This is a genomic window from Pseudomonas sp. Pdm06, from assembly GCF_014851795.1.
GTDB lineage: Bacteria > Pseudomonadota > Gammaproteobacteria > Pseudomonadales > Pseudomonadaceae > Aquipseudomonas > Aquipseudomonas fluorescens_AA.
This window is the reverse complement of record NZ_JACVAH010000006.1, coordinates 42,184-63,472: the sequence shown is the minus strand read 5'-3', so window position 1 is coordinate 63,472 and position 21,289 is coordinate 42,184. Positions and strand designations below refer to the sequence as shown.

Annotated in this window: 19 protein-coding genes; 7 read left to right on the top strand and 12 right to left on the bottom strand. The window is 62.2% G+C overall.

Annotation, left to right across the window (positions count from 1 at the left end):
• Window positions 1-2 precede the first annotated feature (2 nt).
• The 8 genes from IB266_RS12025 to IB266_RS11990 form a co-directional block, all read right to left on the bottom strand.
• Window positions 3-821, bottom strand: coding sequence for a transporter substrate-binding domain-containing protein (locus tag IB266_RS12025; protein ID WP_192261311.1), 819 nt, complete (start codon window positions 819-821; stop codon window positions 3-5).
• 234 nt (window positions 822-1,055) lie between these two features.
• Window positions 1,056-1,805, bottom strand: a complete 750-nt coding sequence (locus IB266_RS12020; RefSeq protein WP_192261310.1) for an AraC family transcriptional regulator — start codon at window positions 1,803-1,805, stop codon at window positions 1,056-1,058.
• A 187-nt stretch (window positions 1,806-1,992) separates the two neighbouring features.
• Window positions 1,993-3,249, bottom strand: a complete 1,257-nt coding sequence (locus IB266_RS12015; RefSeq protein WP_192261309.1) for an FAD/NAD(P)-binding oxidoreductase — start codon at window positions 3,247-3,249, stop codon at window positions 1,993-1,995.
• Window positions 3,246-3,482, bottom strand: a complete 237-nt coding sequence (locus IB266_RS12010) for a 2Fe-2S iron-sulfur cluster-binding protein (RefSeq protein ID WP_060742051.1) — start codon at window positions 3,480-3,482, stop codon at window positions 3,246-3,248. The genes IB266_RS12015 and IB266_RS12010 overlap by 4 nt, the downstream gene beginning before the upstream one ends.
• Before the next feature lie 233 nt (window positions 3,483-3,715).
• The gene (locus IB266_RS12005; protein WP_192261308.1) at window positions 3,716-4,831 is read right to left on the bottom strand and encodes an NAD(P)/FAD-dependent oxidoreductase; all 1,116 of its coding nucleotides are present in this window, start codon (window positions 4,829-4,831) and stop codon (window positions 3,716-3,718) included.
• Window positions 4,828-5,760 carry a 4-hydroxyproline epimerase gene (locus IB266_RS12000; protein ID WP_192261307.1) on the bottom strand — a complete coding sequence of 311 codons (933 nt, stop codon included), beginning with the start codon at window positions 5,758-5,760 and terminating at the stop codon, window positions 4,828-4,830. Before IB266_RS12000 ends, IB266_RS12005 begins: the two co-directional genes overlap by 4 nt.
• Window positions 5,761-5,872: 112 nt before the next feature.
• The gene (locus IB266_RS11995) at window positions 5,873-6,544 is read right to left on the bottom strand and encodes a GntR family transcriptional regulator (RefSeq protein ID WP_060742054.1); all 672 of its coding nucleotides are present in this window, start codon (window positions 6,542-6,544) and stop codon (window positions 5,873-5,875) included.
• A 141-nt stretch (window positions 6,545-6,685) separates the two neighbouring features.
• Window positions 6,686-7,852, bottom strand: coding sequence for an MFS transporter (locus IB266_RS11990; RefSeq protein WP_192261306.1), 1,167 nt, complete (start codon window positions 7,850-7,852; stop codon window positions 6,686-6,688).
• A gap of 137 nt (window positions 7,853-7,989) precedes the next feature.
• On the opposite strand from IB266_RS11990, the gene IB266_RS11985 reads away from it, so the two are divergent.
• Window positions 7,990-9,381, top strand: coding sequence for a PLP-dependent aminotransferase family protein (locus IB266_RS11985; RefSeq protein WP_192261305.1), 1,392 nt, complete (start codon window positions 7,990-7,992; stop codon window positions 9,379-9,381).
• A 257-nt stretch (window positions 9,382-9,638) separates the two neighbouring features.
• The gene (locus IB266_RS11980; RefSeq protein WP_192261304.1) at window positions 9,639-11,780 is read left to right on the top strand and encodes a TonB-dependent siderophore receptor; all 2,142 of its coding nucleotides are present in this window, start codon (window positions 9,639-9,641) and stop codon (window positions 11,778-11,780) included.
• Between the two features lie 118 nt (window positions 11,781-11,898).
• Here the strand turns inward: IB266_RS11980 and IB266_RS11975 are convergent, their stop codons facing one another.
• Both IB266_RS11975 and IB266_RS11970 read right to left on the bottom strand, forming a co-directional pair.
• The gene (locus IB266_RS11975; protein WP_060742058.1) at window positions 11,899-12,633 is read right to left on the bottom strand and encodes an SDR family NAD(P)-dependent oxidoreductase; all 735 of its coding nucleotides are present in this window, start codon (window positions 12,631-12,633) and stop codon (window positions 11,899-11,901) included.
• Between the two features lie 314 nt (window positions 12,634-12,947).
• Complete coding sequence (locus tag IB266_RS11970) at window positions 12,948-13,154, bottom strand: tautomerase family protein (protein WP_092172994.1); 207 nt, start codon at window positions 13,152-13,154, stop codon at window positions 12,948-12,950.
• A 128-nt stretch (window positions 13,155-13,282) separates the two neighbouring features.
• Here IB266_RS11970 and IB266_RS11965 point away from each other — a divergent pair, with 128 nt between their 5' ends.
• On the top strand, window positions 13,283-14,206 hold the full coding sequence (locus tag IB266_RS11965; protein ID WP_192261303.1) for a LysR family transcriptional regulator: 924 nt from the start codon (window positions 13,283-13,285) through the stop codon (window positions 14,204-14,206).
• 51 nt (window positions 14,207-14,257) lie between these two features.
• Here the strand turns inward: IB266_RS11965 and IB266_RS11960 are convergent, their stop codons facing one another.
• Window positions 14,258-14,692, bottom strand: a complete 435-nt coding sequence (locus tag IB266_RS11960; RefSeq protein WP_192261302.1) for a nuclear transport factor 2 family protein — start codon at window positions 14,690-14,692, stop codon at window positions 14,258-14,260.
• A gap of 217 nt (window positions 14,693-14,909) precedes the next feature.
• Between IB266_RS11960 and IB266_RS11955 the strand changes: the two genes are divergently transcribed.
• Complete coding sequence (locus tag IB266_RS11955; RefSeq protein WP_192261301.1) at window positions 14,910-15,812, top strand: ADP-ribosylglycohydrolase family protein; 903 nt, start codon at window positions 14,910-14,912, stop codon at window positions 15,810-15,812.
• An 82-nt stretch (window positions 15,813-15,894) separates the two neighbouring features.
• Here the strand turns inward: IB266_RS11955 and IB266_RS11950 are convergent, their stop codons facing one another.
• Window positions 15,895-16,791 carry a LysR substrate-binding domain-containing protein gene (locus IB266_RS11950; RefSeq protein WP_060742062.1) on the bottom strand — a complete coding sequence of 299 codons (897 nt, stop codon included), beginning with the start codon at window positions 16,789-16,791 and terminating at the stop codon, window positions 15,895-15,897.
• Between the two features lie 108 nt (window positions 16,792-16,899).
• Here IB266_RS11950 and IB266_RS11945 point away from each other — a divergent pair, with 108 nt between their 5' ends.
• The 3 genes from IB266_RS11945 to IB266_RS11935 all read left to right on the top strand — a co-directional run bounded on the left by IB266_RS11945 (window position 16,900) and on the right by IB266_RS11935 (window position 21,143).
• Window positions 16,900-18,297, top strand: a complete 1,398-nt coding sequence (locus IB266_RS11945; RefSeq protein WP_225613506.1) for an MFS transporter — start codon at window positions 16,900-16,902, stop codon at window positions 18,295-18,297.
• On the top strand, window positions 18,294-19,568 hold the full coding sequence (locus IB266_RS11940) for a glucarate dehydratase family protein (protein ID WP_192261299.1): 1,275 nt from the start codon (window positions 18,294-18,296) through the stop codon (window positions 19,566-19,568). Before IB266_RS11945 ends, IB266_RS11940 begins: the two co-directional genes overlap by 4 nt.
• A gap of 390 nt (window positions 19,569-19,958) precedes the next feature.
• Window positions 19,959-21,143 carry a porin gene (locus tag IB266_RS11935; RefSeq protein WP_060742065.1) on the top strand — a complete coding sequence of 395 codons (1,185 nt, stop codon included), beginning with the start codon at window positions 19,959-19,961 and terminating at the stop codon, window positions 21,141-21,143.
• Window positions 21,144-21,289 lie beyond the last annotated feature (146 nt).

Sequence of the window (21,289 nt, the reverse complement as noted above, 5' to 3'; positions counted from 1 at the left end):
CCTCAGTAGTAGACCTGGGGAACGGTCAGGTTGGCCGGCGGGATGTCGGTGCCGACCCATTTGACGAACAACTCCTTGTAGCGGCCGGTGCGCACCTGCTGGTTGACGAACAGGTTGAGGTAGTTGAGCAGGCCGTACTCGCTGCGCTTGGCGCCGAGGGACACGTAGTCGATGACGTAGGGCGCGTCACCGGCGATCTTCAGGCCCTTGTACTTGCCCGACTTGATGGTCGCGGCGGCCACGGTGTTGGTCACCACGGTGGCATCGATGTGCCCCTGGGCGACGGCCAGCAGGGTGTCGTTCTGCGACTGGTAGGCGCGGAAGCTGCCGCTGCCCCAGCTCTTCTGGTCCTTCTCCAGGGCGATGGCTTCGTAGGTGCTACTGGTGTTGCCCAAGGCCTTGCCCTTGAGGTCGGCGTAGCTGTTGATGCCGGTGTTGTCGCGGGTCAGCACCACCATCTGGAAGGCGAAGTAGGGCACGGTCAGGCCGACGGTCTTGGCTCGCTCCAAGGTGTCCGACGTAGAGGCGACGATGACGTCGGCACGACCGGACAGCAGCGCGGGGATTCGGTCGGAGAACGGAGTTTCCACCACTTCGGCGTCTACGCCGAGGACCTTCGCCAGGTCTTGGCAATAGTCCACGTCGAATCCCGCCGGTTTGTTGTTTTCGTCGCGAAAGCCCATGGGCGGGAAGTCCAGGGTCACGGCGCAGCGCAGTTTGCCGGAACCGATGATGTCGTCGAGTTTGTCGGCGTGGGCCGGGGCGATGAAAAGCGGGGTGAGGACAACGCTGAGGGCTACGGCCAATGCAGGGTTTTTCATAAATGCCTCGCTGTCGAATAAATGCGGTGAGATATCGTATTGAGGATTTCGTATACGATATTAGATAAGCAATCGGCATGCCTGTTTCTGGTTGAGTCGCAGTAATTGTGTGGGAGGACTGACTTAGAGGCTTTCCAGGTGGGCGGTGGCGTATGAGGGCAGGGTGCTACGTTGGCCTGTGGTGTTACAGATGGGAGCAGCCACGGGATCCGACGCCCCATCAGGGAACATGGATCAGCGCTGATTCTCGCGATATTGGCTGGGCGACAGGCTGGTCAGGGCGCGGAACTGGCGACTGAAGGCGCTGTGATCGGTGTAACCGCAGCGCAGGGCGATCTCGGTGATCGGCAGGTCCTGGTCGAGCAATAGCCGCGAGGCTTCCTCCAGCCTGGCCTTGTGAATCATCTGCCGTGGTGTGAGTTGGAAGATGCGCTTGCAGTGCCGTTCCAGTTGCGCCACCGACAATTCGGCGATGGCGGTCAGCTCGGCAAGGCTGATGGGGCGGGCGAAGTGCTGTTTGATATGGGCGTCCACCGCCGCCAGCTTGTGAAACGCCGGGTGGCTTGATTGCGGCAGTTGCAGGTCGCGGGAAATGCCGGCCAGGCCGACGATCCGGCCCTCCGGATCGTGCAGGGCGAGCTTGTGGGTCAGGCACCATACGGGCTGGTTGCCGTAATACAAATGCAGTTCGAGCTGGTCGGCCAACTCCCGCCCGCTGGCCAGCACCCGGCGATCCTGTTCGGTGTACAGCGGGCCGAAGCGTTCGGGGAACACCTGGTCGGCGGTGAGGCCGAGCAGGTCGCCGCGGTGTTTGAAGCCACAACGCCGGGCCAGGGTCTGGTTGACGAAGGCGTAGCGGGCCTGCCGGTCCTTGATGAAAAACACCACGTCGGCGAGGGTGTCCAGCAGCGGGGCGATGGGCTGCAGGCTGCGCAACAGGGTGTCGAGGTCGCAAGGGGCTAGGGCGGTGAGCGAGGGGTACATGGTCTGGATTCTGAGAGGACGCAGAGATCATAGAGCCAAAGCCATTGAGGCAGGAAGGTCTGAAACCGACTCGGTCTACTGTGGGAGCGGGCTTGCTCGCGAAGGCGTTGGCACATTCAAAATCGTTGCAAGCTGAGCCACCGCTTTCGCGAGCAAGCCCGCTCCCACAATAGAATCTCAGTCCGGCTCAGGTGGGCGGGGTTTCTGCCAGGTTCAGCAAGGTCTCGATCCGCGCCGGGCTGAAGGGCGGGCGCGGCAGGGGCGCAGTCCAGCCGAACAGGTGTTCCAGGGCGGCGCCGCACACTCGACCCTGGCAGGCGCCCATGCCGCAGCGGCTGGCCAGTTTCGCTTCGCGCCAGTTGGCATGGCCGGCCAGTTCGCCATACGGCACGTCCTCGCAGCGGCAGACCAGGGTGTCCGCCGTGGCCAGGGTCTTGAGTCGTGGGTCGAGGGCGAAGGCCGTGTTCAAGGCCCGGGCGAACCCCTGCCAACGTGCGCGACGGGGCCACAGCTGTTGGGCGGCGGTGCTATTGCCGACGGCGGCATGGCCGGCGATGGCGCCTTCCACCAGCGCCAGTTCGCTGCCGCCGAAACCGGTGCACTCACCGGCGGCGTAATGTTCGCGGCGAGAGGTCGCTTGCCACGCGTCCACCGCCAGCGCCTGGTCTTCGACCGCGCAGCCCAAGGCCTGGCCCAACTGGGTATTGGGAATGAGCCCGAAACCGCAGGCGAGCCGATCGCAGGCCAATTCAATCGTCTTGCCTTGCTGTTGCAGGCGCACGCCCTCCAGCCGGTCCCGGCCGAGGGCTTCCACCACATGGGTGTCGGTGCGGTAGTGCCGGTCGAACAGACTGAACGATTGGAAAAACTTCCCCGGCCAGCGTGGCAATTGCGCGGCGAAACCGACGACGGCGCCGCGACGGGCCTGCTCGGCGATGCGTACCACCTGTGCGCCCTGATGTTTTGCCGTGGCGGCGCTGGCCAGCAGCAAGGGGCCGCTACCGGCGATGACCAACCGTTCGCCGCGCACTGGCAAGCCGCCTTTGATCAACGCCTGCAACCCGCCGGCGCCGGTCACGCCGGGCAGTGTCCAGCCGGGAAACGGCAGCAGCAGCTCACGGGCACCCGTGCAGAGGATCAAGCGCTCGTAGCTGATCTGCCAGCCGCGCTCGGCATCTTCCACCAGCAAGGTTTTATCCGCCGCGCAGGCGATCACGCGAGTACCGGCATGGCAGCGTACGTTGGCGCAGGTGTGCAGTTGATCGCGCAGGCGTCGGGCGGCGGCGGGCAGGTTGGCCTGGGGGCCGTCGCGCCAGATCTGCCCGCCGGGCAGCGGGTTGTCGTCCAGCAGCACGATGCGTGCACCGCTGCTTGCCGCGGCGAGGGCAGCGGCCATGCCCGCGGGGCCGGCGCCGATGATCAGCAGGTCGGTGGTTTCGTTCATGGTCGGGTCTGCACATGCATGCCATCGAGGCACAAGGTCTGGCAGGCCAGGCGGCGACGGCCATCGATCAACACCCGGCACTCCTGGCAGATGCCCATGCCGCACAAGGGCGCCCGTCGCTGGCCGCTGACCGAGGTGCGGCTGCAACCGTCCGCGCCCAGCGCCAATGCCGCCGCGACGCTGGTGCCGTTGGCCACTGACAAGGGGTGGCCGTCGAGAAATAGATCAGGCATAGGAACAATCCCCCAGGGGTAAATGGATATCAGCGCCAAACGCCCATCCCGTGGCGAGGGAGCTTGCTCCCGCTGGGGCGCGTTGTAGGAGCTGTCGAGTGCAACGAGGCTGCGATCTTTCCCCAGACACTTGAATCTCAAACGAAAGATCAAAATCAAAAGATCGCAGCCTTCGGCAGCTCCTACGAACCGAGCGGGAGCAAGCTCCCTCGCCACAGGTGTGGGCGTCAGGCTCAGGCATGGGCCGACTCTCCAAGGAAACGCTGCGGCAGGTAAGCTTGAGGCGCCAGCGGCGAGGTTTCGTCGAACAACTGCGCCACCAGCAAGTCGGCCGTCGCGGGTGCCGTGGTGACGCCCAGGCCTTCGTGACCGACCGCCAGCCACAGCCCCTTGTGCTGTGGATGTTGCCCCACCAGCGGCAAGCCGTCGGGGCTCGCCGCGCGAAAACCGGTCCAGGCCCTGATGCCGTTCAGATGCGCCAACCCTGGCATGTATTCGACGGCGCGCTTGAGCATCTTCGCCAGCATCCAGCCTTCCACCTGCGGATCGACGCTGCCGAACTGCCGTGAGGCGCCGATGAACAATTGTCCGGTCGGGCGTGGTTGGATATTGCACGCCACCGACGGCCCGCTGGCGTTATGGGCGCTGGTGACGTAGCCCAGTTCCACCAGGGTGTGAGTGACCGTGGCGGGGTAGCGATCAGTGATCAACAGGTGACCTTTTTTGGGTTCGATGGGCAACTCCGGGCACAGTTCGGTGGCCTGGATGCCATTGGCGAGGACCACCGCGTCGGCGCTCAGCCAGCGACCGTCGCCGAGGCGCACGCGGTGACCGTCGACTTCGCTGACCTGTGCCCGCTGCTGGCGAATGTTAGGCGCGTCGAGCATCCAGCGGGCGGCTGCCGGAGCGTAGAGGATGCCGTCACCCTTGATCAGCAGCCCGCCTTCCAGCCCTGGGCGTAGCTCGGGTTCCCGCTGATGCAGAGCGGCTTGGCCGATCAATTCGCAGGCTTCGCCATGGGCCAGCAGGTTCAGGTACTTGCTGTGGGCCACGGCCATTTCTTCGGCATTGGCCGCCAGCCACAAGGTGCCGTTGTTGCGCCAGGCACAACCCTCGGGCAGGGCCGGTGCCAGTTCGCGCCAGCGTTGCAGGGAGTATTGACTGAGGGCCAGTTCCGCCGGGTTGTCATCCAGCACCAGCAGATGCCCCATGCCAGCCGCCGTGGCGCCGTGCCAACCGGCGTCCAGCACCAACACGTTGACGTTGCGCCGGGCCAATGCCTGGGCACAGGCCGCGCCAATGATGCCCGCGCCGATGACGATCACGTCGGCGACATGGCCCTCGCTCACGGACGAATGCCCCAGGCGAACGGGTCGTCCGCTTCGATGATCAGGGTGGTTTCGGCACTGATGTAGGCGCGACCGCGAATGGTTGGCACGATGCGCTCGCCCGAGTGTTCGTAGGAGCCTTCGAACTCGCTGCCAATGACACTGGCCTGGCGCCAGATCTGCCCAGGCTGCAGTTTTCCATCGGCCGCCAGGCACGCCAGTTTGGCGCTGGTGCCGGTGCCGCAAGGGGAGCGGTCATAGGCCTTGCCCGGGCAGAGCACGAAGTTGCGGCTGTCGGCTTGCGGGTCATCGGCAAACAGTTCGATATGGTCGATCAGGCCGCCGTCCTCGCCGCGAAAACCCTGCTGCTCCAAGGCTTGCTGTACGGCGTAGGTGTAGGCGGTCAATGCGTCGAGGTTATCGCCGGCCACGCGCTGGCCATGTTCGGCGATCAGGAAAAACCAGTTGCCGCCCCAGGCCACATCGCCCACCACTTGGCCGATGCCGGGCACTTCCAGGGCCAGTGCCTTGCGGTAACGATAGGCCGGCACGTTGCGCACGCTGACCGAGCGGTCTTCGTGCAAGGTTGCCTGTACCGTGCCCACCGGGGTTTCGATGTTGTGCACGCCGGGGCCGATCCTGCCCAGGTGGGCCAGTGACGCCACCAGGCCGATGGTGCCGTGGCCGCACATACCCAGGTAGCCGCTGTTGTTGAAAAAGATCACGCCGGCACAGGCGCTCGGGTCCACCGGCTCGCAGAGCAGCGCCCCCACCAGCACATCGCTGCCCCGGGGTTCAAGCACGCAGGCGGTGCGCCAGGCGTCATGCTCGGTGGCCAGGCGTTGCTTGCGCTCGGCCATGCTGCCCTGGCCCAGTTCAGGAAAACCGTCGGTGACCAGTCGGGTTGGTTCGCCGCCGGTATGGGAATCGATCACGGTGATGCGTTTCATGGGAGGGCCACGTCCGTTCAGGTGAGTGACGGTAAGCGTGGCCCGCGCCCAGGGGTGGCGGCTTGATGGTTTTATCTGTCGCCGATGACGAAATCGGCACAGCGTTGGCCCATCAATGGCTGGAAGGCAGGAACTTGAACAAGGTCTCGCAGACGCCGGCAATGTGTTCGTCCAGCAGCGCCACGGCCCGCTCGACATCACCGGCGCGGCAGGCCTTGATGATTTCCCGGTGCTCGTGATCGGCTCGGTCCTTACCGGCCGAAAGGCTCATCTGCATGCGCAAGTAACGCTCCAGCTTGTCGTGGACCGAGCGAATCAGACTCACCATGAACGGCCGTTGCGCCGGTTCGTAGAGACAGGCGTGCAGTTGCCAGTTCAGTTCGGCCCAACGCCCGACGTCGTCTTCACCGACGAACTCCCGGCAGATGCTTTCGGCGCGGGCGAAGGTGTCTTCGGTCATGTTGGGAATCGCCAGGCGCAGTACTTTGTCTTCCAGCAGCATGCGCACTTCGAACATCTGCGCCAGCTCCGCCTCGGAAATGCGCGTCACCATCGCCCCGCGATTGCGCTGGAACATCACCAGGCCCTCGGCCTCCAGGCGCTTGAGGGCCTCGCGCACGGGGATCTTGCTGACGTTGAACTGGCGGGCGATGTCATCCTGGCGAATCGGCTCGTCCTCGGCAAAATGCCCAGCCACGATGGCATCGCGCAGGTGGCGGGTGATGATTTCCGAGGTGGAAGGGGTGTTGCCCAGGTCAGGCAGGTTGAACTTGGATAAAGTCACGGCGGCGGGTCGTTCGGCTTAGGTGGGGATATGGTATACGACTTTGCCGAGCGCAGTGTCGAGCTGTCCAAGGCTTCCCCCAATCCTTCAGCCAGCCCCCTGTGGCGAGGGAGCAAGCTCCCTCGCCACAGGTTGGTGTGTTCAGCCGTGGGACAGGTGGCTCACATAAGCCTCAGTCCGGACGATGCGCCATCCGGTAACAGACACCCCAGCCAACAACGCCAGGCCGAACACGATCAACGCCACGTCCGCGCCGAAATGATCGGCCAGCAACCCGGTCACCACCACCGGGATGCTGAACCCGACATAGGCGAACAGGAAAAAACCGGCACTGACCCGAGCCTTTTCCGCGCCGGCCATGGCCGTGACGGCCGACAACCCACCCAGGTACAGGAAACCGTAGCAAGCGCTGCTGGCGCCCAGCGCTCCCAGCAACACGGCGAGCAGGGAGCCGGCGCTCGCGCCCCAGGCCAGCAAGGCATAGCTCATCGGCAGGATCAACAGCCCCAGGCCCGTGGCCCTGGCCGGCGACATGCGCCGCACCCAAGGCTGGAAGAGCAAGCCGCAACTGATGACCGTGAAGGTCGACAGGCCCGACCAACGCTGCAAATCGTGGGTTGCCAGCACCGACGGCAATATGGCGATGACCAGGCCCGAAGTCGCCCAGGCCAACAGCATGGAAAAGCTGTAGGGCAGGCTGCCGGCGGGAAACAAAGGCAGGCGCAGCAGCGGCGCGTCTTTGATTTTCAGCGCCGGGTCCGGTAGCCGCCAGACCACGACAATCGCCAGGGCGGCCAACAGCAACTGCAACCAGAAGCTGCCGGGCGTGGCGCTGGGATGGACGAACAGGAACAGACTGGTCAACGCCGCCCCCAGGCCAAAACCCAGGGAGGTGCTGGCGGTGACCCGGTTGGCTGGCGAGCGGGTATCGCGAGTTGCCATGAGCTCTGTCATATAGGCGGTCGACGTGGCCGAGGCCAGCCCCGTGCCGACCCCCATCATCAAGCGCGCCACGCCCAGCGCCACCAGGCTCGGCCAGAGCAACGTCACCAGCGTCGCCAACATCGACAGCCCGAGCGCCACCAGGATCAACGGCTTGCGGCCCACCCGGTCGGCCAGTCCACCGAACGCCAGCAGGACCGGCAACACCCCCAGCACATAACCGGAAAACGCCACCGCCGTGGCCCCGGCCCCGGAGCCGGACAATTGCGCGTAGGTGGTGTACAGCGGCGCCTGCAGGTTGACCGCAAGGGTGATCAGGCAGAGGCCGAAAGCCAGCCCCCAGGAATGTCGATGCTGTGGGTTCAAGAGTGTTCCTTAAAGGGTGCGCATGAAGTCCCGGGGACTATCGCCGCCGGGCACAACGCAAACAAGGAACAGACGCCGGTCATTTGTGTTTAACTGTTTTCTAGAAAATCGAGAACACTTGGCCAAGAGTGCCCGCCGTGGACCTGAAGATTGATCGCAACACTGCCGAGCCCATGATCCGGCAGCTCGTGACGCACCTCACGGGCTGGATCAACGCCCATGGCATTCGCCCCGGCGCGCGAATGCCGTCCATTCGCCAACTGGCCCGGGAAAATGGCCTGAGCCTGTCGAGCGTGATCAAGGCCTATGACCAACTGGTTGCCAGCGGGGTGCTGGAGTCTCGCCATGGCGCGGGCTTTTTTGTCGCGCAACAGGTGGCCCTGCCGGTGGAGCCGATAGCTGAAACGGATAACCCGTCGTGGCGGTTGTTCGACAATGAATCGACGCAGCTCAAGCTCGGTTGCGGCTGGCTGCCCGATGCCTGGCGCGACGACACCGACCTGGGCCAGGCGATCCGCCAGGTGGTGCGCAGCGACAACCACGCGTTGTTCAACTACAGCACCCCGTTGGGTTCGCCTCATCTGCGCCTGCAGCTTCAAAAACGCCTTGGCCTGATCGACATTCACGTCGACCCGGCACAGATCATCACCACCCAAGGCGCCAGCCAGGGCCTCGACCTGCTGGTGCGAACCCTGCTCAAGCCCGGCGACCTGGTGCTGGTGGAAAGCCCCGGCTACTACAACCTGTTCAATCTGCTGAAGCTGCAGGGGGTCAAGACCGTGGCGGTGCCGAGGACTGCCCAGGGCCCGGACATCGCCCGCCTGGAACAGCTTCTCGGCGAGCACAAACCCTCGTATTTCTTCATCAACAGCATGTACCAGAATCCCACCGGCACCAGCCTGGCGCCGAGCGTGGCCTATCGTCTGCTGCAACTGGCGACGGCCCATGACTTTCGCCTCATCGAGGACGACATCTACGCCGATTTCCAGAATGGCCCGACGTCCCGCCTGGCTTCCCTGGATGCCCTGGACCGGGTGATCTACCTGGCGAGTTTTTCCAAGACCTTGTCCAGTTCGCTGCGCATCGGTTATGTGGTCGCCCAGCCCGACATCATCCGACGCCTGGCCGAAGTCAAGATGATTACCGGCATCGGTTGTTCGCTGCTGGCGGAAAACGTGGTAGCGACGTTGCTGGCCAACGGTGCTTATCGCAAGCTGATCCAACGCTTGCGCCAGCGCCTGAACAAGCAGATGGCAAGTACGCTGCGCCAACTGGACCCGGCCCACTGGGAGGTGTTTGCCGAGCCGATGGGGGGGATGTTCGTCTGGGCCAGGCCTCGGTGCCTGGCGGCACAACGGGTGCAGCAGATCGCCCGGGAGTTGCAGATCCAACTGTCCCAGGGCTCGACGTTCCTGCCCCAAGGGGAGGCGTGCGATTGGTTGCGGTTGAACGTGGCCTATACCCAGGATCATCGTGCGCAGACGTTTTTCCAGCGGGTCGCACAGGAATCGATTGGGGCGGGCCAGTAGAGTGTGGGGAGATTGTTCTGGCGCTATCGCGAGCAAGCTTTGCTCCCACTGAGGGAGAGTAGCGGCCAATCATAAGACTTGTACGCTGAAGATCCCTGTGGGAGCAAAGCTTGCTCGCGATGGCTGACTAAATAGTTACGAAATATCCGACGTTAATGGGAATAAATATCAAACAGCAATGAGTTGCTGTATCTTTCGCGACACATTCTTGTCAGCCTCCCGATGTGGAGGCTTTTTTCCATTAGGATTGTGCATCGATGCGTCGGATTCTCGTTTCACTGTGTGTGTTCCAGGCTTACTCCGTTTCCACCTGGGCTGAACAGCCAGTCCCTGCCAAGCCGGCCTCCCTTGAGTTGCAAGCCACGGATATCGTCGGTAACGCCGACTATGAATCAGCACAGGGACCGGTGAAGGGCTATCACGCCACCCGTTCGGCCAGTGCCACCCGTACCGACACGGCGATCCATGAAACCCCGCAATCCATTTCCGTGGTGTCCCGCGACGTGGTCGAAGACCTTGGCGCCACGCGCCTGCAAGATGCCCTCGATTACGCCGGCGGCGTAGGCCGGGCCAACAACTTTGGCGGCCAGGGCCTGACCACCTTCACCGTCCGCGGTTTCACCACCGGGGAGTTCTACCGCAACGGTTTCCCGATCAACCGTGGCTACCCAAATATGCCGGACGCCAACACCATCGAGCGGCTGGAAGTCCTGCGTGGCCCGGCCACCATGCTCTATGGCCGTGGCGATCCGGGCGGTACCTTCAACGTGGTGTCCAAGCAGCCGTTGGCCGAGCGCACGGTGACCCTGGGCAGCCAGGTCAGCGACCAGGGGATGCGTCGCGGTACGCTGGATGCGTCCGGCCCATTGGACGAAGAAGGGCGCCTGGCTTATCGCCTGAACGTGATCGGCGAGGGTGGCGATACGTTCCGCGACCACGTCGAAACCGAACGCTACGGCGTCGCGCCGGTGGTCTCCTGGCAGGTCAACGACACCACGCGACTGACCTTCGAAGGCGATTTCATGCGCAACAACCATCCGCTGGACCGGGGCTTGACCCATTACGCCGGCCAGCGCGGCACCGCCTCGCGCGATACGTTCTTCGGTGAAAAAGACGCCGGCAAGCTGCACAACGACAACAACATGCTGCAGGTGCGCTTCGAGCACATGCTCAACGACGACTGGACCCTGGCCGGCGGAACCCAATGGCTCGACGGCACCCTGCAGGGCAATGCCGTCGAAGGCAACGGCATCGCCGCCGATGGCCGCACCCTGGGGCGCAACTTCAACTACCGCAAATTGGAATGGACCGACCGCGACACCCAACTCAACCTCACCGGGCATTTTTCCACCGGCGGGTTTGAGCACACGTTGTTGACGGGCATCGAGTATGAAGACTACGACTACCAATCCATCATCCAGCGTTCCTCCGGCGCTGTCGGTGCCTACCCGATCGATATCTTCGACCCGGTGCATGGCCAGCCACGCCCGGCACTGACGCGCAAGCCCACCGATGACCAGGAAAACCTCAAGACGTTTGGCGTGTTCGTCCAGGATCAGGTGGCGCTGACGGAGCGTTTGAAGTTGTTGGCGGGGGCGCGTTTCGAGCGATTCGAGCATCAGTATGAGAGTTTCGTCCCCCAGAACCCGCCTGGTAGTCGGAACTGGGACGTCACCGACAGTGCCGTCACCCCACGCCTGGGTATGATCTACGACCTGACTGACACCGTGGCGGTCTATGCCAATACCGCACGCTCGTTCAAGCCCAACACCGGTGCCAGACTCCAGGGTGGAGGGTTCAAGCCGGAAGAAGGCAAGTCCTACGAAATGGGTGTCAAGTGGGAAGCGCTGGATCGCCAGTTGAGCGTCGACGCGGCGATCTACCAGATTGAAAAGCGCAACGTCCTCACGCCCGACCCGCAGGATGCAACATTCAACGTGGCCGCTGGCGAAGTGCGCAGTCGCGGATTTGACTTGAACGTGGCGGGCAATTTGACGCCGCAATGGCGGGTGATCGGTGGCTATGCCTATGTAGATGCCGAAGTGACCAAGGACATCAGCATCCCGTCCGGCACCCGCTTGCTCAACGTGCCCAAGAACTCCTTCAGCCTGTTGAACGTCTACGAGTTCCAGGACGGTGGCCTCAAGGGCCTCGGTCTTGGCGTAGGTGCCAAGTACGTCGATGAGCGGGCCGGCAATACTGCGGCCAGCACCTTTACCATGGACAGCTACACCGTCGTGGACTTGCTCGGCTACTACAAGGTCAACGAGCGAATCCGCCTCAACCTGGACCTGAAGAACCTGTTTGACGCCGACTACGAAGAGGGTGCATTCGGTGGCGTCTATGCTTACCCGGGTGCACCGCGGACGGTACAGGCCGGAATTTCCTACACCCTTTGAAGCCGCGCGCAGTCGCAGTCCAAGTGGGAGCGAGCTTGCTCGCGATGGCGTCGGGTCAGTCAATGAGAGGCTGACTGACTGGACCTCATCGCGAGCAAGCTCGCTCCCACAGTTTTTCCTACCACTTACCGGTGCTCATCCCGCCGTCCACCGGCAGTATCGCGCCAGTCGTGAAATCAGCGCCCGCCAGGTACAACACGGCCTCGGCAATTTCCTCGATGGTGCCCACGCGACCGGCCGGGGCCAGGTTGTCGAGGAAGTCGCGGTGCGCCGGGTCATGCATGGGTGTGTCGATGATGCCGGGGGCGACCGCGTTGACCTTGATGTTGTGGGGCGACAGTTCCAGGGCCAGCGCACGGGTCATCTGGTTGACGCCGCCCTTGATCAACACGGGCAGCGCAGCCGGCACCTGGATGTTCGGTTGCAGCGCCACGGCGGCTGAAATGTTGATGATGAAGCCGCGCTGGCGCCCGATCATGTGCGCCGCTGCGGCCTGGCTGGCGTAGACGAGGCCTTTGAGGTTGGTGTCCAGCAGCGCGTCCAGGTCCTGGGGGCTGTATTCGACGAAGGGTTTCGGCAGGAAGAAACCGGCGTTGTTCACCAGCCCGTCAACGGCGCCAAACGCCTCGACAGCTTGGGCGATGAGGGCGGTTGAAGTGGCCGGGTCAGCGATGTCGCCGGCCACGGCCATGAAACCGGCCGGGTGGCCGAGCTGGGCGGCGGCAGCGTCCAGCCCGGACTGAGAGCGGGCATTGCCCACCACGTTATACCCCCGGGCCAGGAACGCCTTGACCAAACCCAGGCCGATCCCGCTGGAAGCGCCGGTGATGATGACGGTTTTGTTGAGGCTCATGATTGACTCCTGATCATTGAATGGAACCGATGCGCCTGTATGGCGGTGGTTGAGCTCAGGGTATTGATGCCTCAGGGTTTGATAAATAAGGCTTCTGGTACTTGAGTTGATACGTCATGTAATCAATGGCAAGGGCAGCACCTAACCCCTGTGGGAGCGAGCTTGCTCGCGATAGCGTCAGGTCGATCGGGAGTGATGTTGACTGACACGCCGCCATCGCGAGCAAGCTCGCTCCCACAGTGTTGTTGGGTTGTTGGGTTGGCAGGCAGAAAAAAGCCCGGTCAGTTGGACCGGGCTCGGGAGGGGCAGAGCGTTTATTCCTTGGGAAGACTTCGATACTCCGTCGTGGTCATGCCCGCGTAGCCCCAATTATCTGTATCCACTTCCTCGATCACGATATGGGTCAAGTGAGGGTCCTTGCCCAGCACGCGCTGGAGGGTTTCGGTGATTTCGGCAATCACCTGGGCTTTCTGTTCACGGGTGACGCCATCTCGGGTAATTCGCACATTGACGAAAGGCATGTTGCACTCCAGCTGATGGGAAATGGACGCAGGACAACGCCTGCGTGTTGCAAGACCACTGTATTTATACGCCACGGGCTGATAAACAGGCCTTTGGAAACTTCAGTTGATACGCGGTGTAACGAATCATGAAGCGGCATTTCGAAGACCTGCAGTTGGGTAGCATAGAACTGTTCTGCCTCGCGGCGGAGGCGGGCAGTTTCACGGCCGCGGCGCAGTTGGCGGGGGTTACCCCGGCGGCGGTGAGCCGCTCGATCTTTCGCCTGGAAGAGCGCCTGGGCTCACGGCTTTTCGTGCGCACCACCCGCAGCATCCGCCTGACCGAAGCCGGCAAGACCTATTTCGAACAATGCCGGCAAGCGCTGACGCAACTGGTCGAAGCGCAACAGGAAATGATGGGCGCGCAATCGGTGCCGTCTGGGCAGTTGCGTATCAGCCTGCCCACCACCTACGGTCATCACCGCATCCTGCCCTTGCTCCCGGCTTTTCGGGCGCTGTACCCGCAGGTCAGCGTGGACCTGCACCTGAGCAATCGAAACATCGATTTCGTTGCCGAAGGTTATGACCTCGCCATCCGGGTACGGGCCCAGCCGGACTCATCGATGATCGCCCGGCTGCTGGAAGACGCGAAACTGGTGGTGGTCGCCTCCCCGGATTACCTGCGCAAGGCCGGCACGCCGCAGGTTCTTGAAGACCTGGACGACCACGAGTGCATCCAGTTCGAATTGCCCAGCAGCGGGCGACGGATTTCCTGGTTGTTCAATGTCGAGGGCAGGGAAAAGGAGGTGTTCGGCGAAGGAGGGTATTGCTGTTCCGACGATGTGCTCGGCGGCGTGACGCTGGCCAAACATGGCGCCGGCTTGTTCCAGACCTACAAATTCATCGTGGAGCAGGAGCTGGCCAATGGGCAATTGGTGGAGGTACTTGCGCCTTTTTCGGGGCGCTCGCGTCCGTTTACCTTGCTGTATCCCCATGGCCGGTATGTGCCGCAACGGGTGCGTGCCTTCGTGGACTTCCTGTTGGAGTACCGGCAGCACTGGTCCGGAGCCTGACAAAACCCCCTCCCCACAATGAATCACATCAGTTTTGCGTTCAGCCAGCGATCAGAACCGAAACGCCTGACGACCGATCAACAGCCACTTGCCATCTTTCTGCTTCTGCCAGATCTGGAAGTTCTCGATTTCCGTCGGTACCACCTCAGTGCCTTTGAGCGCCTGTGCCGAGAAATGATTGCGCACTAGCGCAGTGTCCCCGGACAAGGTGATTTTCTGGTTCTGCATTTCCAGGGTCTTGAATGCGCTCTTGCCCGTTTCGATGTCGGCGATGAAGGCTTTCTTATCCTGAATGTTGCCGCTGGAGTGCCCGTAGGTGAGGTTCTCGGCGGCCAGGGCCTGGAGTTGGGGGATGTCTTTATGCAGCATGGCCTGGGTCAGGTGGTCGACGGCCTGGGCCACTTCCTGCTCGGCCGATGACGTGGCTGCCGCTGCGTAACCGCTGAACAGGCAAAAGAAGCTGACGATCAATGTCGCTTTTTTCATGGGGATTTCCTTGTTGTTGTAGGTATCAGGAACGCGAGCGATGCGTGCTCGTCTGTCATCGTACAACTTGTCTCTGAATAGGGAAACTGCCGAGTGAATGTACGTTGCGTTTTCAATAAAGAGATTACGATCAGGTTCCTTGGCATGCCCAGCCGTTATCATCTCGCTGGTTGTACGCCGCTCCTGCGCGGACGAACTCGAAACAGAAGGAATCAGGATGTCCCCGACACTTTCAGACCGCTATCGCGGATGCTTACTGGGCTTGGCGTGTGGTGACGCCGTTGGCACTACTGTTGAATTCCATCCACGGGATTCCTTTACCCCTGTGACCGACATGGTTGGTGGCGGCCCCTTCAGTCTCAAACCTGGCCAATGGACCGATGACACATCGATGGCTTTGTGTCTGGCTGAGAGCCTGTTGCAAAAGCGTGGTTTTGATGCGGCAGACCAGATGGGCCGATACCTCAATTGGTGGCATTGGGGTTATCTGAGCTCCACTGGTGATTGCTTTGACATTGGCATGACCGTTCGCGGTGCACTGGAACGCTATCAGTCCCATGGCGACCCATTCGCGGGGGATACCGCTGCTGATACGGCTGGCAATGGCTCGCTTATGCGCTTGGCACCGGTTGTGTTGTTCTTTTATCCGGATCGCAAACGCATTCGCGATTTTGCGGCTCTGAGTTCGCGTACAACCCATGGGGCAACAGAGGCGGTGGAGTGTTGCCAGGTGTTGGCTGATGTCATTGCCAACGCATTGACCGGTGCTTCAAAGGCGGATGTGCTGCGTGTGTTATCCGAGCAACTGACCGAGGCTAAAGTGATAGCGCTCGCCCAAGGGGCGTATCAGGGAAAAGTTCGGAGTGAAGTGTCAGGCACCGGTTATTCGGTGGCTTCCTTGGAAGCGGCGCTGTGGTGCTTTCATCAGACGGACAGTTTCACTGATGCGGTGCTGGCCGCGACGAACCTGGGCGACGACGCTGACACCACCGCTGCCATTGTAGGTCAGGTGGCGGGGGCATTTTATGGGGTGCAGGCTATTCCCTCCGATTGGTTGCAGAAGTTGTGGATGCGACAGGAGATCGAAGCCATGGCAGAGGCGTTCCACTCGCAGGTCTGAGCCGCTTTTCAAGTAAAAGGTTTTACGGCTCGATGTGGATCTTGCGGAGTCAGCCAGCAGCATGGGCAATGTGGCTCCGCCTTCACAACCCTTCGCGAACCGCCCCACGAATCCCCTCCAGCAACATGGTGAACGCCGGATTATCGTTGTCCTCGCGCCACACCAGGTGCAACTCGCTCTGGACCCCTTCGCCCAGGTCGATCTCACGAAACACCACCTGCTTGAACACCACGCTGGTGGCGCACCGCGGTACCAGGGCCAGGCCCATGCCGGCGTTGACCAGGGCCAAGATCGTCAGCGACGACCCCAACCATTGGACGAATTGTGGCGCGACCCGGGCCGAGCGGAGCATGCCGGTGAGCAGTTCGTTGAAGGGCGGGTAGGCGGAGTGCGAGTACATGAGGAACGGCTGGGCGTCCAGGTCCTGGACGCTCACCGTGTCGGCAGTCGCCAGGGGATGTCCGGCGGGTACCGCCAGCACGAAGGGCTCGCGCACCAGGCACTCGGTGGCATAGCCCGTTTCCAGCAGCGGCGAGCGGACGATCCCCAGGTCGATGCGCCGGGCGCGCAAGGCTTCGTGCTGCTGGTAGGTGTTCATCTCCGCCAGGACGATTTTGACTTGGGGCTGTTTCAGCCGGGCCTCGGCAATCACTTTGGGCAAGAACTCGTACACCGCGCTGCCGACGAAGCTGATGGTCACCGAACCGATGTCGCCCTGGGCGAAACGCCGGGCCGCCACGGCGGCTTGTTGCGCCTGTTCCAACAGGTTCTGCGCTTCGATGAAGAACGCCCGGCCGGCGGCGGTGAGTGCCACGCTGCGGGTGCTGCGGGTGAACAGTTCGACGCCCAGGTGATGTTCCAGCAATTGGATCTGCCGGCTCAGCGGTGGCTGGGTCATGTTCAGGCGTTCGGCGGCGCGACGGAAGTTGAGTTCGGTCGCCACAGTGGTGAAGCAGCGCAACTGGGCCAGTTCAAACATTGATTCAATCCAGGTATCAATCAAGTGCCAAGTTAGATTAGACGGGAACAATCCACCGCGTCCATCATCGTCCCGTTCCCCACAAAAACAATGATCGGGAGGCACCCCTTGAATAACGTAACGGACTCCACCCATGACAGCACCCTGGCGCTCGCGGCGGCCAAGGTCAAACGTCATGTACTGCCGTTGGTGGTGGTGATGTTCATCGTCAACTACATCGACCGGGTCAACATCGGTTTCGTGCGCAGTCACCTGGAAACCGACCTGGGCATCGGCGCCGCGGCCTATGGGCTTGGCGCCGGGTTGTTCTTCGTCGGCTACGCGCTGTTCGAAGTCCCGTCCAACATGCTGTTGCAACGCTACGGCGCGCGGGCCTGGCTGACGCGCATCATGTTCACCTGGGGCGCGGCGGCGATGGCCATGGCCTTTGTGCAAGGTGAAACCAGCTTCTATGTGCTGCGCTTCATTCTTGGCGCCGCGGAGGCGGGCTTCTTTCCCGGCATCATCTACTACTTCACCCAGTGGCTGCCCGCCAACGAGCGCGGCAAGGCGATGGCGATCTTTCTCAGCGGTTCGGCCATCGCCTCGGTGATTTCCGGCCCGGTGTCTGGCGCCTTGCTGCACATCAGCGGGATGGGCCTGCATGGCTGGCAATGGATGTTCCTGATCGAAGGTTTTGCCTCCATCGTGCTGTGCGGGTTTGTCTGGTTCTGGCTGCAATCGCACCCGAGCCAGGCCAAATGGCTGACGGCTGAAGAGAAAGCCGTATTGATCGCCGCCATCGCCGAAGAGCAGCGGGCCCGGGAAGCCGCGCAAGTGATCAAGCCGTCGATGTTCAAGTTGTTGGCCGACCGACAGATCGCGCTGTTTTGTTTCATCTACTTTTCCATCGCCCTGACCATCTACGGTGCCACGTTCTGGCTACCGAGCATGATCAAGAAAATGGGGAGCCTGGGGGACTTCCAGGTCGGTTTGCTCAATTCCATTCCGTGGATCATTTCCATCGTCGCGATGTACGGCTTTGCCGCCCTGGCCGGTAAATGGAAATTCCAGCAGGCCTGGGTCGCGGTGACGCTGGTGATCGCTGCGTTCGGCATGTTCATGTCCACCACCGGCGGGCCGATCTTTGCCTTTGTCGCGATCTGTTTCGCGGCCATTGGCTTCAAGGCCGCGTCGGCGTTGTTCTGGCCGATTCCCCAAAGTTACCTGGATGCCCGTGTCGCGGCGGCGGTGATCGCCTTGATCAACTCCATCGGCAACCTCGGCGGCTTCGTCGCGCCCACGGCTTTCGGTTTCCTGGAACAGACCACGGGCTCCATCGAGGGCGGCTTGTATGGGTTGGCCGCCACCTCGCTTGTCGCCGCCGTGGTGATCTTTTTCGCCCGCACCGCGCCGAAGCGCGACACCCCGAACTCACTGTCCGGCCGGCCCGAAACCGTTGCCGAAGCGAATCAGCCGGAAAAATCGCAAGCCTTGAAACCTGGCCCATCGGGAGCCGCTGTATGAAGATCAAACGCGTCACCGTGACACCCATCGCTTTTCGCGATCCACCCTTGCTCAACGCCAGCGGCATCCATGAGCCGTTCGCGCTGCGCTCGATCATCGAGATCGAGAGCGACAACGGTTACATCGGCCTGGGGGAGAGCTACGGCGATGCCCCGGCCCTGGCAATCCAGCAGCAGTTGCAGAGCCAATTGATCGGCCTGGACCCGTTCAACCTCAATCAGTTGCGGGCCATCGTCCAGGCGACCGTCGCCGCGCAGAAACCGGCCAGCGTTGCCGGTGCCGAACTGGCGCCGGGTTCCCATGCGAGCAAGGCGGTGAGCAATGCCTACTCGGCGTTCGAAGTGGCCTGCCTGGATTTGCAGGCCCACTCCCTGAACGTGCCACTGGTGGACCTGCTGGGCGGCGCGATTCGCGATGAGATCCCGTTCAGTGCCTACCTGTTTTTCAAGTACGCCGAGCACATCGATTCGCCGTACCCGCCCGACAGTTGGGGCGAGGCGCTCAACGAGCAGCAGATCGTCGCCCAGGCCCGGCGGATGATCCAGGACTATGGCTTCAAGAGCATCAAGCTCAAGGCCGGCGCCCTCGATCCGGAACATGAAGTGGCGTGCATCAAGGCGCTGAAACAGGCCTTTCCCGGCTACCCGTTGCGCATCGATCCCAATGCCAACTGGTCCCTGGAGACCTCGATTCGCATGGCCGAGCTGCTGGGGGATGACCTGCAGTATTACGAAGACCCGACGCCAGGGCTGGAAGGCATGGCCGAGCTGCACAAGCGCACGGGGCTGCCGCTGGCGACCAATATGGTGGTCACCGATTTCGATGAGTTCCGCCGTAGCGTGGCCCTGGACAGCGTGCAGATCGTCTTGGCCGACCACCATTACTGGGGTGGTCTGCGGGACACCCAGGCCCTGGCGAAAATGTGCAGTACCTTCGGCCTGGGTGTGTCGATGCATTCGAACTCGCACTTGGGCATCAGCCTCATGGCCATGGCCCACGTGGCGGCCGCAGTGCCGAACCTGGACTACGCCTGCGACACCCATTACCCGTGGCAGGAGCCGGATGAAGAAGTGATCAAGGGCGGCAAACTGCCGATTGTCGACGGCTGCGTGAAGATCACCCGGGCGCCTGGCCTTGGCTTGGAACTGGACCGGGATCAACTGGGCAAGCTGCATGACCAGTTTCTCAGTTGCGGTATCCGTCAGCGCGACGATGTGCGGCAGATGCAGCGCTACCGGCCGGAGTGGAAGACCGTCAAGCCGAGGTTCTGAGCTGATAGCGAGGGGGCCTGCTGCGCAGCCCAGCGGGAGCAAGCTCCCTCGCCACAAAAGCAATACGGTGCAAACCTGTGGGAGCGAGCTTGCTCGCGATAGCGGTGAGTCAGCTTGCATCGATGTTGGATGCACTGTCGCCATCGCGAGCAAGCTCGCTCCCACAATAAGCAGGACAACCGGCCCACACCCAAAGTATCGCACCCGTCGGCAAGGCAGTCTTACACCCAAGCTGTCGCGCCCCTCGACCTCGCCGTCTTACACCCAAACTGCCGCGCCGGGCCGGCGCTGCCAAAGCATTCGCCAATTGCCTCCAAGGCAGCGTATGACGCGCCCTGGCACCTTTCGATAATCGCCTCCGACATCCCGTCCCCTGTTGCGGAGCGCGCCATGCACAACAATAAAAATACCTGCCTGCGTTTTTTGCCTGCGGTCATCGCCGGTCTTTCCAGTCTGGGCCTGACGTCTTGGGCCAACGCTGAAATCATGCTGTACGACAAGGACCAGACCACTTTTTCCACCGACGGCTACATCAACGCCTTTTACGTCAACAGCGACGTGGACCGCGCGGGTGAGCAGTACGACCGTCGGCAGGCGCGGGTCAAGATGGGCTTTTTGCCCAACTACCTGGGCTTCAACATGGGCAAGCAGGTCGATGACCTCAAGCTCGGCGCCCGGGCTTCGTTCTGGGTGACCATCAACGACAGTGAAACCAATGGCACCGATACCGCCATCGACGTGCGCCAGTTCTACGGCACCGTGGCCAACCCGGAGTGGGGCGAGGTGCTGATCGGCAAGGACTTCGGCCTGTTTGCCCGCTCCAACATCCTGCTGGACGAACTGCTCGCCGGTTATGGTCAGGTCAGCGACACCTTGGGACTGGTGGACGGCGGTGGCGTGTCGTTCGGCAACATCGGCAGCGGTTACCCGTACCCGTTCCCGACCTCGCAGATCACCTACCGCACACCCGTGATGGACGGGCTGCGGGTGGCGGTGGGGATCATGGACCCGGTGGACACCAACGACAACAGCGCTACCGGCAAGGCCTATCAGGAAAACCCGCGCACCGAGAGCGAGATCACCTACCAGTTCGACCTGGGCGGGGCGAAGATCTACAGCTGGCTCAACGGCAGCTACCAGACCTCGGACAACACCGATTCCACCGTCGAGTCGGTAACTTCCAAAGGCCTGGGGTATGGCGTACAGGCGAAGATGGGTGGGTTGTCCCTCACCGGTTCGGGGTTCCAGGCCAAGGGCATTAACCCGTTCTTCACCAACAACGCCGGTGAAGCAACCCTGCGCAATGTCGACAGCAAGGGCTACCTGTTGCAGGGCTCGTACAAGCTGGGCAAGAACCGTCTGGCGCTGTCCTATGGCAAGACCGATGACGACGGCAACGGCGTGGTAGGCAGTGGCGCCGATTACGAAACCCGGGGCATCGCGCTGTTCCACGATATCAACGACAACCTCAAGCTCGTGGCCGAGTACAACCAGTTCGAAATCAACGGCCACGACACCAGTGCGCAGAACGAAGACACCGACACCTTTGCAGTAGGTGCGGTGCTTACCTGGTAAGGGTGACCCCCTGGCTGCGCACATAACCCTGTGGGAGCGAGCTTGCTCGCGATGGGTCTAGTCAGTCGGCATGGATGTTGACTGACCCGCCGCTATCGCGAGCAAGCTCGCTCCCACAGGATGTTTCACTGATGTACCCCTCCGAT

Bases quoted from the DNA above. Each gene is read 5' to 3' on its own strand.
- IB266_RS12025 (WP_192261311.1), bottom strand. From the start codon at position 821: ATGAAAAACCCTGCATTGGCCGTAGCCCTCAGCGTTGTCCTCACCCCG.
- IB266_RS12020 (WP_192261310.1), bottom strand. From the start codon at position 1,805: ATGTACCCCTCGCTCACCGCCCTAGCCCCTTGCGACCTCGACACCCTG.
- IB266_RS12015 (WP_192261309.1), bottom strand. From the start codon at position 3,249: ATGAACGAAACCACCGACCTGCTGATCATCGGCGCCGGCCCCGCGGGC.
- IB266_RS12010 (WP_060742051.1), bottom strand. From the start codon at position 3,482: ATGCCTGATCTATTTCTCGACGGCCACCCCTTGTCAGTGGCCAACGGC.
- IB266_RS12000 (WP_192261307.1), bottom strand. From the start codon at position 5,760: ATGAAACGCATCACCGTGATCGATTCCCATACCGGCGGCGAACCAACC.
- IB266_RS11980 (WP_192261304.1), top strand. From the start codon at position 9,639: ATGCGTCGGATTCTCGTTTCACTGTGTGTGTTCCAGGCTTACTCCGTT.
- IB266_RS11975 (WP_060742058.1), bottom strand. From the start codon at position 12,633: ATGAGCCTCAACAAAACCGTCATCATCACCGGCGCTTCCAGCGGGATC.
- IB266_RS11970 (WP_092172994.1), bottom strand. From the start codon at position 13,154: ATGCCTTTCGTCAATGTGCGAATTACCCGAGATGGCGTCACCCGTGAA.
- IB266_RS11965 (WP_192261303.1), top strand. From the start codon at position 13,283: ATGAAGCGGCATTTCGAAGACCTGCAGTTGGGTAGCATAGAACTGTTC.
- IB266_RS11960 (WP_192261302.1), bottom strand. From the start codon at position 14,692: ATGAAAAAAGCGACATTGATCGTCAGCTTCTTTTGCCTGTTCAGCGGT.
- IB266_RS11955 (WP_192261301.1), top strand. From the start codon at position 14,910: ATGTCCCCGACACTTTCAGACCGCTATCGCGGATGCTTACTGGGCTTG.
- IB266_RS11950 (WP_060742062.1), bottom strand. From the start codon at position 16,791: ATGTTTGAACTGGCCCAGTTGCGCTGCTTCACCACTGTGGCGACCGAA.
- IB266_RS11940 (WP_192261299.1), top strand. From the start codon at position 18,294: ATGAAGATCAAACGCGTCACCGTGACACCCATCGCTTTTCGCGATCCA.
- IB266_RS11935 (WP_060742065.1), top strand. From the start codon at position 19,959: ATGCACAACAATAAAAATACCTGCCTGCGTTTTTTGCCTGCGGTCATC.